At 48.8% G+C, this 8,814-nt stretch carries 7 protein-coding genes; 1 reads left to right on the top strand and 6 read right to left on the bottom strand.

Features of this window, described 5'->3' with window-relative positions; genetic code table 11:
- Positions 1–2,040 (bottom strand): MG2 domain-containing protein (locus VIM87_RS23355; protein ID WP_331999340.1); only part of this gene is annotated, 2,040 nt, incomplete at its 3' end.
- 175 nt (positions 2,041–2,215) lie between these two features.
- Here VIM87_RS23355 and VIM87_RS23350 point away from each other — a divergent pair.
- Complete coding sequence (locus tag VIM87_RS23350) at positions 2,216–2,917, top strand: response regulator transcription factor (protein ID WP_331999339.1); 702 nt, start codon at positions 2,216–2,218, stop codon at positions 2,915–2,917.
- 72 nt (positions 2,918–2,989) lie between these two features.
- Here VIM87_RS23350 and sucD read toward each other — a convergent pair whose 3' ends face one another.
- The 5 genes from sucD to VIM87_RS23325 form a co-directional block, all read right to left on the bottom strand.
- Positions 2,990–3,886 (bottom strand): succinate--CoA ligase subunit alpha, encoded by an 897-nt coding sequence (sucD, locus tag VIM87_RS23345; protein WP_331999338.1) that lies wholly within the window; start codon positions 3,884–3,886, stop codon positions 2,990–2,992.
- Positions 3,887–4,071: 185 nt separating this feature from the next.
- On the bottom strand, positions 4,072–4,872 hold the full coding sequence (locus VIM87_RS23340; RefSeq protein ID WP_331999337.1) for an ABC transporter ATP-binding protein: 801 nt from the start codon (positions 4,870–4,872) through the stop codon (positions 4,072–4,074).
- 27 nt (positions 4,873–4,899) lie between these two features.
- Positions 4,900–5,643 (bottom strand): MlaE family ABC transporter permease, encoded by a 744-nt coding sequence (locus VIM87_RS23335; protein WP_089920392.1) that lies wholly within the window; start codon positions 5,641–5,643, stop codon positions 4,900–4,902.
- A gap of 108 nt (positions 5,644–5,751) precedes the next feature.
- Positions 5,752–6,783 (bottom strand): hypothetical protein, encoded by a 1,032-nt coding sequence (locus VIM87_RS23330; protein WP_331999336.1) that lies wholly within the window; start codon positions 6,781–6,783, stop codon positions 5,752–5,754.
- 91 nt (positions 6,784–6,874) lie between these two features.
- A partial coding sequence (locus VIM87_RS23325) for an NADP-dependent malic enzyme (RefSeq protein ID WP_331999335.1) occupies positions 6,875–8,814 on the bottom strand: 1,940 nt, incomplete at its 5' end.

The following is an 8,814-nucleotide window of genomic DNA, read 5'->3' as shown; positions in this document are numbered from 1 at the left end:
ATCAAACTCCACATAAAATTTAGGACGCTTGTATTCTTCTACTGAAAAATATGCGCTGCCGTCAGTATTAATATCTTCGATGTGGAACGCGCCATTCAGCCCACCTTCGGGCAACTTGAACTTACCATTGTAAGCGCCGTATTCATTGGTAGTTACCTGTATGGAATCTACTTTTTCCCCGTTCACATCCGTTAGCTGCACCGTGGTTCTATAATCCGCTACTGCATTGCTGATGTCTGTGGAATCTTTGGTTTTAACCACAATTCCTTTAAAGTACACTGTTTGCCCCGGGCGGTAAATAGCGCGGTCTGTGAACAGGAAGCTTTGTGGTTTTTCCTTTTCCTTTGGTTCCGGTTTGTAATAGCGGTACAGGTATTTATAGTTATCGGTGAACAGGGTATCTTTTCCCAGGCTCCATTCCAGCCGCACATTCCGGTTCTGCTTATTCACGCTCCTGTCTAAAGTAATGCGCCCGTTTTTGTTGGTGGTGGCGCTTTGCAGCAGGCGGTCGTTTACCATACGCCCGCTTTGGCTGTCCCTCACCATTTCCCATATACGCAGCTTTACGCCGGAAAGCGGTTCGCCTGTTTCCCGGTGCAGGGCCAGGTAATCGTTACCGCGGTTAATATAGCTAAGCTGTGATACATGAATGAATTGTACGGCCAGGATGCTTTCTCCTATCGAAAAATCCGGCGTAGTGCCTGCCAACAGCACGTATTGGCCCAATGGCAAGGCCTCTGCTTTTATTTCTGTATTATGTTCCCTGTAATCTGCCGGATCCGGTAAGGCCTGCTCCCATTGGCGGGTGGGCTTTCTGTCAATGATCAGGCGCCAGTAACGGTTAGTGGTATCACGGTAATCATTTTGCGCGCTGCGCAGCTGCTCCATAAACGATTCATTCACCCGCGCTACCCGCAAATATATTTTAGACAGGTTGCGGTAAGTAACCAGTGAGCGGAAAGGCTGTTCCGGCAGGTTCACCAGCTCTGTGCTTAGCTGCAGCTCATGGGCTTCCAGCTGCCGTAGCAGCTGCCTGCAATTGCTGGCTCCATAGCTGGTGGGCGCATGTTGTATGGCTTGCCTGCACAAAGCCACGGCCTGTGCGGCTTTGCCGGTGGCGCTGTCTTTATTTTGCTGGTCCTGCTGGTAATAAAGCTGCGCCAGCATGTACATAACGCGGCTTACTTCCGGCTCCTGCGCATAAGCCTGCTGCATTTGCTGCAGGGCTTTTAGATACAGCTCTTCCTTATCCGGCATTACACCTACCTGGTTCATATAGCTGATGCGCTCCAGGTCTGCATCCAGCAGCGCGGCGCGGTTATGATCCTTTGCATGAAAGCTGATCAGCTGCTGTAACAGCAAAATGGCTTTGAACTGCAGGGAGGTTGAATCGCTTGCAGTAAAGCTATGCGCTGCAAAATCAGCCGCAGGTGCAAAAGCCTGCACATCGTCCAGCTCAAATAAATTAGCGGCCTGGTTCAGGTTATTTTCACCGGACTTAAAATAATCCAGCGCGCGGTGCGCCAGCAGGTCGTATAACGTAGGACGCAGCGCACGGGCATTACCTTTTTCCAGGATGCCATCATACACTGTTAGATCTGTTTTTTGTAACAGCACTGTATTTTCCAGGGAGGCGGTATATGCCTGGGTGATCTCACGGTTTAAGCGGCTAATGTCCCAGCTGGTAATATCTGTAGCCGTATCGCTGGCCAGCGCCGTGCGGTTATAAAAGCGGTAACGGTTGTTTTGCAGGTAACGCCAGTACATTTCCCCTTTTATGCTTTGCAGTATTGCACGTACCGGGTCTTTAAACTGGTTTATTTGCCGGTTTATTTCTTCCAGGTTCTTTACCTGGCCATTCTCCTGGTCCTCCTGGTATTTTATGCGAAAGATAAGGGAGGCCACAATATCCGTATCGCGCCCGTCTTTTACCGCCTGTTTATAAATGCCATCCACTACCTGCAGGGCAGATTGAGGCAGGCCTTTATCATCCAGCTCTCTTACCTTTTTCCATTCATTGGTATAATTGTATTGTGCCATAACCGGTTTATAAAAACAAACTAAAATAAGGATCCAAAGGAATTTGCTTCGCATATGGTATGGTGTATTTTATGTTAAGATACCCATAATATTTTTTTTCATTCCTTTCCATTACCATAAATTTACAAGGTACTAGAGGCTTTTGATCACCCCGAACATATCCTTTGAAATAAATATGCAGCATTCTTCAAGGCATCTGGAGGGACCCTCACCATCCGTTACCGCCTGTTCATTACAGCCGGTTATTATAACGGCCGATCCTCATTTTCATCATACGCTGATCACTTCCATCCCTGACCTGCAAGCGTTTTGCAAACACGCGGCAACCCTGGATCATGTACTGCAGCTTAGCAATGAATTTGGCGATAAGCTGTTATTGTTCATTGACATTGATTCTTACGAAGCCGCTGCCCTTATACGTTTTATGGGTAACCGGCATGCGCTGCCAAATACCATGCAGGTAGTAGGTATATCTGATTGCCGCGACCTGAATATTGTGATCAATTACCTGAAAGCAGGTTTTAATGGTTATGTGCTGAAGCAGGAAGTTAATGCCGCATTGCCCGTCTATACCGGTAATGTGCTGCTGCAGCAGGGTTTTCCTTTATCGCCGCTTATTACGCAGCAATTTATTCACGACCTGGTAATAGCGCAACCCGGCAATTATACTACGTTGCTTAGTAAACGTGAGCTGGAAATATTAAAACGCCTTACGAATGGCGGCAGCTATAAGCTTATTGCCAGCGCGTTGCACATTTCTGTTGAAACAGTGCGTTTTCATGTGAAGAATATTTACCGCAAGCTGGATGTAAATTCCAAAAGCGAGCTGGTAGTGCGCATTCTGCAATGGCCGCAAAGCCCTGCTTTTATGCAGTGATACTTCTTCCAAATAAAAAAGCGCCCCGGTTAATGATAACCGGGGCGCTTGCTTTATGAACAAATCATTAAATTATTTCACCAGCTCTTTCTTCAGCACTTCTGCCATGGTTTTACCGATGTTGGCAGGGCTTTCCACCACATGCACACCACAGGCAGCCATGATCTTCATTTTAGCGGCAGCAGTATCATCTGCACCACCAATAATAGCACCAGCGTGGCCCATACGGCGGCCGGGAGGCGCGGTTTGGCCGGCAATAAAACCTACAACGGGTTTGGTATTACCTTTTTCGCGCTGCTCTTTTATGAAATAAGCTGCTTCTGCTTCCATGCTACCGCCAATTTCACCGATCATGATCACACCATCGGTTTCAGGATCGTTCAGCAGCAGCTCTACCGCTTCTTTGGTAGGCGTGCCGATGATGGGATCACCGCCAATACCAATAGCGGTAGAAATACCCAGACCGGCTTTTACCACCTGGTCTGCCGCCTCATAGGTAAGCGTACCGGATTTTGATACAATACCAATGCGGCCTTTCTTGAATATAAAACCAGGCATAATGCCTACTTTGGCTTCTTCAGCAGTAATAACGCCGGGGCAGTTAGGCCCTATCAGGCGGGTTTCGCGGCCCTGCAGGTAAGCTTTGGCCTTTACCATGTCCTGCACGGGAATACCTTCTGTTATACATACTACCAGCGCAATACCCGCTTCAGCGGCCTCCATAATAGCATCTGCAGCAAAAGCAGGCGGTACAAATATGATAGATACATCGGCTCCGGTAGCTTTTACGGCATCTTTAACCGTATTAAACACCGGGCGCTCCAGGTGGGAGGAGCCTCCTTTACCGGGCGTTACGCCACCTACTACCTGGGTTCCATATTCTATCATCTGCGTAGCATGGAAAGTACCTTCTGTACCGGTAAATCCCTGCACTATCACCTTGCTCTGCTTATTAAGTAAAACACTCATTACGCTTGGTTTATTAGTTATACTATTATTAGTTAAATCCTTTTCAGGGGGCAAAAATAAAACTACCAAAGCCAAATACCAAATAGCAAGTTGGCAGTCTGCAGTTGCCAGTTGGCAGTACGAAGTAGCTCACTCAGGTTGTAGCACCGCCCGCTGACTGCCAACTGCCCACTGGCAACTGCCAACTACTTATTCAGCCGGTCGCGCCAGTTCTTATCCCGGAACATTTCCATTTGCCGCATTTCCTTGGCGTCCCGGAGAAATTCGGAGGCAAAAATAAAGTCGTTCAGCTTCTCGTCTTTTGAGAAAATGATCTCCTCATTGCTGCCTTCCCACTGTTTTTGACCCTGGTACATGTAAATGATATGATCCCCGCTTTCCATTACGGTGTTCATATCATGGGTATTGATCACGGTAGTGATGGTATATTCAAGGGTCAGCTCTTTGATCAGCTTATCTATGAGCAGGGAAGTTTGCGGGTCCAGGCCGGAGTTGGGCTCATCACAGAACAAATATTTGGGGTTCAGCACAATAGCGCGGGCAATACCTACCCTTTTTTTCATCCCACCGCTTATTTCAGCGGGAAAACGTTTGGCGGCGTCTTTCAGGTTCACACGGTCCAGGCATTCCATTACCCGCTTCTTCTTTTCCTTGTAGCTGCCTTTGCCAAACATATCCAGGGGGAACATCACATTCTGCTCCACCGTCATACTGTCAAACAGGGCCGATCCCTGGAACAGCATGCCTATTTCCTGGCGGATAGCTTTCTTCCCGTGTTCGTCCATTGCAGTAAAATCCTGGTCATTGTACAGGATAGTACCGCTATTAACGTCCATCAGGCCCACTATGCACTTCATCATCACCGTTTTACCGCTGCCGCTGGAGCCAATGATCAGGTTCACCTTACCGGATTCCATGGTAGCGGACACGCCTTTCAGTATCTCCTTATCACCAAATCCCTTTTTAATATCTCTTAGTTCGATCATAGTTTCTTTCGTCGGTCCATGGACTATTTACAGCAATATTGCCGATAACGCATAATCCGAAAATAATATCAGCACGCAGCTTACCACTACGGCCGTAGTGCTGGCCTTACCTATTTCCAGCGCGCCGCCCTGTACATTGTAGCCGTAGTAGGCAGATACGCTGGATATGATAAATGCAAAGGTGTACGACTTGCTGAGGGCAAAAAAGATGTTATAGACCTTCAGCTCCTGGCGCAGGCCCTGTATAAATTCATCATTGGAAATAATACCGGCCATTACACCGGCCATTTTTCCGCCCCAGATACCCAGGAAACCGGCAATCACCACCAGGCAGGGAATGGTTAACAGGGCGCCCAGGATCTTTGGCATCACCAGGTATCCCCTGGTGTTGATACCCATGATCTCCAGCGCATCTATTTGTTCGGAAATGCGCATATTACCCAGCTCCGATGCTATTTTAGACCCTACCACGCCGGCCAGCACTATGCTGGTGAGGGTAGGCGCAAATTCCAGGATAATGGTATCTCTTACGATCTGGGCGATGGTGGCTTTGGGAATAATGGGGCTTACCAGCTGGTAAGCGGTTTGCAGGGTGGTAACCCCTCCCATGAACAGGGAAATGATGAACACAATACCTAATGAGCCAATGCCTATATCCACGCTTTGCTGCATTAGCTGCTTCCAGTACATTTTCGGATTCTCCGGTTTGGAGAACATCCCCTTCAGCATCAGCAAATAAGCGCCAAAATGGTAAAAGAATCTAAATTCCATAGATTTTCAAAGATAGTAGAAAATGTGCAGATGTTAAATGTGCAGATGTGCAAATGAAATGAAGCGTATCCTATCATCTGCACATCTGCATATTTGCACATTTGCACATCATCTCAGGCTTTTTACCAGCAGCCGCTTCAGGCTCCGCTCAATGATCTCGCCCATGGTTTTGCTTTTGGCAAATACAGGATCTTCATAATACTGGGCCAGCTCATCGCCCAGCTGCTGAATTTTTTCCGGGAAAGATACATGGTCCGTCATAATAACATCCCGCAGGTCCTTAATACGGTGGCGCTGCACCTTAATACGGCGGGCGATCAGCGCCCGCTCCTCCTGCTGGTATTGCTTTACCACTTCGGCATTCAGGTGCTTAATAGCCAGGTCTACAAACACCCGGTTCTCTTTAAAGAACTGCGGCATGTACAGGGTGCGCTTGCCTTCATAGAACTGCTGGTCAAAATCAATCGCGCGTATGCGGAACTGCACATCATCAAAATCCGGCGTAATATCAAACACAAAGTTGTAGGAGCGCATATCGCCCAGCAGGCGTACAAAACAGCGCTCATTGAACTTTACAAACTCCTTGGCTATACGTTTTGGGTTAAACTCAGGCCGCTGCAGGTAGTGCAGAATGAACTGATCGCCCGGCACGCCGGCAATATGCTCTTCTACCAGGGTATTCCCGTCCACCAAAAAGTTCATCCAGTAGGGGGAAAGAATGTGTTCCAGCTCCAGGCCGTAAATACGGGAGGCATCAGCTATTTTAATATAAAAATAGTCGTACACCTCGTTATAATTATTGACGATCTTAATACGGAAGGGGTGCGAGTTGCCAAAGGTGCAGTAATCAATACGCTCTATGTGCAGGTGCTCTTCAGCGGCCTGGTCGCCGCCGGCTTTCAGAAAGGAGTAAATGCGTTTCAGCCCTGCATGCAGCTGCCCTACCATGCTTTGCGGGTACAGTACTGTTTCCCATAAGGTATCTTTCCCGCTTTTATCATATACCGGTATGCCGCTTTCGTAATACCGCAGCTCCTCATAGGATACCGGCAGCTGCAATTCCCTTTCATACAGCTTCAGATACCTTCTGAATGCCGGGTTGAGCGGAAAGAATATTTTTTTGCGGGAAATGTTTTGCATAATGTGCTGATGTGCAGATATGCAAATGTGCAAATAAATGCGGAACTATCCCTCACACATCTGCACATTTGCATATCTGCATATCCGCATATTATTTTTTCTTTTTCTTCGGCTCTTCTACTTCCTTGCAGCACTTATGCTGGGCATCTACCACGGCAATATTCACCATGTTCACAATTTGCCGTACGGTGCTGCCTAACTGCAATATATGCACGGGCTTTTTCATACCCAGCAGCACGGGGCCTATGGCATCAAAGCCGGCCACTTCCTGCAGCAGGTTATAGGCAATATTACCGGCGCTCAGGTTCGGGAAAATGAGGGTGTTCACTTCCTCCCCTATCAGCTCGGAAAAAGGATAGCTGTCTCTTAAAATTTCCTGGTTAAAGGCCATGGCAGCCTGTATTTCCCCATCTACGATCAGGGTAGGGTCCATTTTCTTTACCAGCTCACGGGCCTTGCTTACCATCTGCGCTTCCGGCGTAGGGCTGGAGCCAAAGTTGGAGTAAGAGACCATGGCTATACGCGGTTCAATATTGAACAGGCGCACTTCTTTGGCCACCATCATAGTGATCTCTGCCAGCTCTTCGGAGGTGGGATTAAAGTTCACCGTAGTATCGGCCAGGAACAGCGGTCCGCGTTTGGTATTAATAATGTACATACCGGCTACGCGCTTGGCGCCTTCTTCCATACCTATTACATGCAGCGCCGGGCGTATAGTATCCGGGTACTTGCGGGTAAGGCCGGAAATAAGGGCATCGGCCTCGCCGGTTTCCACCAGCATACAGCCAAAGTAGTTACGTTCCCGCATGATCTTATTGGCCTCATACTTATTAAACCCTTTACGCTGCCGCTTTGCAAAGAACAGCTCCCCGAAGTGGTGGCGCTTTTCCTGCATTTCATCGCTCTTGGGGTCAATGATCACCGTATCATCTATTTCAATACCGTTTTCCTCTGCCAGGCGGCGGATACGGGCTTCATTACCCAGCAATATGGGGTAGGCTATACCTTCATCACGCACTACCTGTGCGGCTTTCAGCACTTTCAGGTTATCTGCTTCTGCAAATACCACCTTACGCGGATCCTGGCGGGCTTTGGTGCCAATTACACGGAACAGGTGGTTATCCAGGCCCAGGCGGTGGTTCAGCTCATCGCGGTAAGCCTCCCAGTTGGTAATGGCTTTCTGGGCTACCCCGCTTTCCATGGCGGCGCGGGCTACTGCGGGCGCTACCATGCTAAGCAGGCGCGGATCCAGCGGTTTGGGAATAATATAGGCAGGGCCAAAAAATATGCTGCGTTCATTATAGGCCAGGTTCACAATATCCGGTACCGGCTCCTTGGCCAGCCCGGCCAGGGCATGCACGGCTGCCAGCTTCATGGCCTCATTGATCTGCGTGGCCCTTACATCCAGCGCACCGCGGAAAATGTAGGGGAAACCCAGCACGTTATTTACCTGGTTGGGATAATCAGAGCGGCCGGTAGCAAAAATAATATCGGGGCGGGCCTGTATGGCCAGCTCATAGGCTATTTCAGGGTCCGGGTTGGCCATGGCAAATACAATGGGCTGCTTGGCCATGCTTTTTACCATTTCCGGGGTTACCACATTGCCTACAGACAAGCCTACAAATACATCGGCGCCTTTCATGGCCCCTGCAAGGTCCGTTACCTTAGCCGTAGTTGCAAACTGCAGGTGCATCTCAGTAAGGTCTGTACGCTGTTTGGTAATAACGCCGTTCTTGTCGAACATGATGAAGTACTCCGGCCTGGCGCCCAAAGCTACGTACAGCTTTACGCAGGCCATGGCGGCAGCGCCGGCGCCGTTTATTACAAACTTTACCTTTTCTATTTTCTTTTTTACCAATTCCAACGCATTCAGCAGAGCGGCACTGGATATGATTGCGGTGCCGTGCTGATCATCGTGCATAACGGGGATCTTCAGCTCTTTTTTCAGGCGCTCCTCAATAGCAAAACATTCCCGGCTTTTAATATCCTCCAGGTTAATGCCGCCGAATGTAGGCTCCAGCGCCTTTACCA

The sequence above is a fragment of the Chitinophaga sp. genome (assembly GCF_036569125.1).
Taxonomy (GTDB): Bacteria; Bacteroidota; Bacteroidia; order Chitinophagales; family Chitinophagaceae; genus Chitinophaga.
The sequence above is the reverse complement of the archived record's forward strand: the minus strand, read 5'-3'. Positions and strand labels throughout refer to the sequence as shown.

Coding starts and splice junctions, on each gene's coding strand:
- VIM87_RS23330 (WP_331999336.1), bottom strand. CDS start 6,783: ATGCAAAACATTTCCCGCAAAAAAATATTCTTTCCGCTCAACCCGGCA.
- sucD (WP_331999338.1), bottom strand. CDS start 3,886: ATGAGTGTTTTACTTAATAAGCAGAGCAAGGTGATAGTGCAGGGATTT.
- VIM87_RS23335 (WP_089920392.1), bottom strand. CDS start 5,643: ATGGAATTTAGATTCTTTTACCATTTTGGCGCTTATTTGCTGATGCTG.
- VIM87_RS23340 (WP_331999337.1), bottom strand. CDS start 4,872: ATGATCGAACTAAGAGATATTAAAAAGGGATTTGGTGATAAGGAGATA.
- VIM87_RS23350 (WP_331999339.1), top strand. CDS start 2,216: ATGCAGCATTCTTCAAGGCATCTGGAGGGACCCTCACCATCCGTTACC.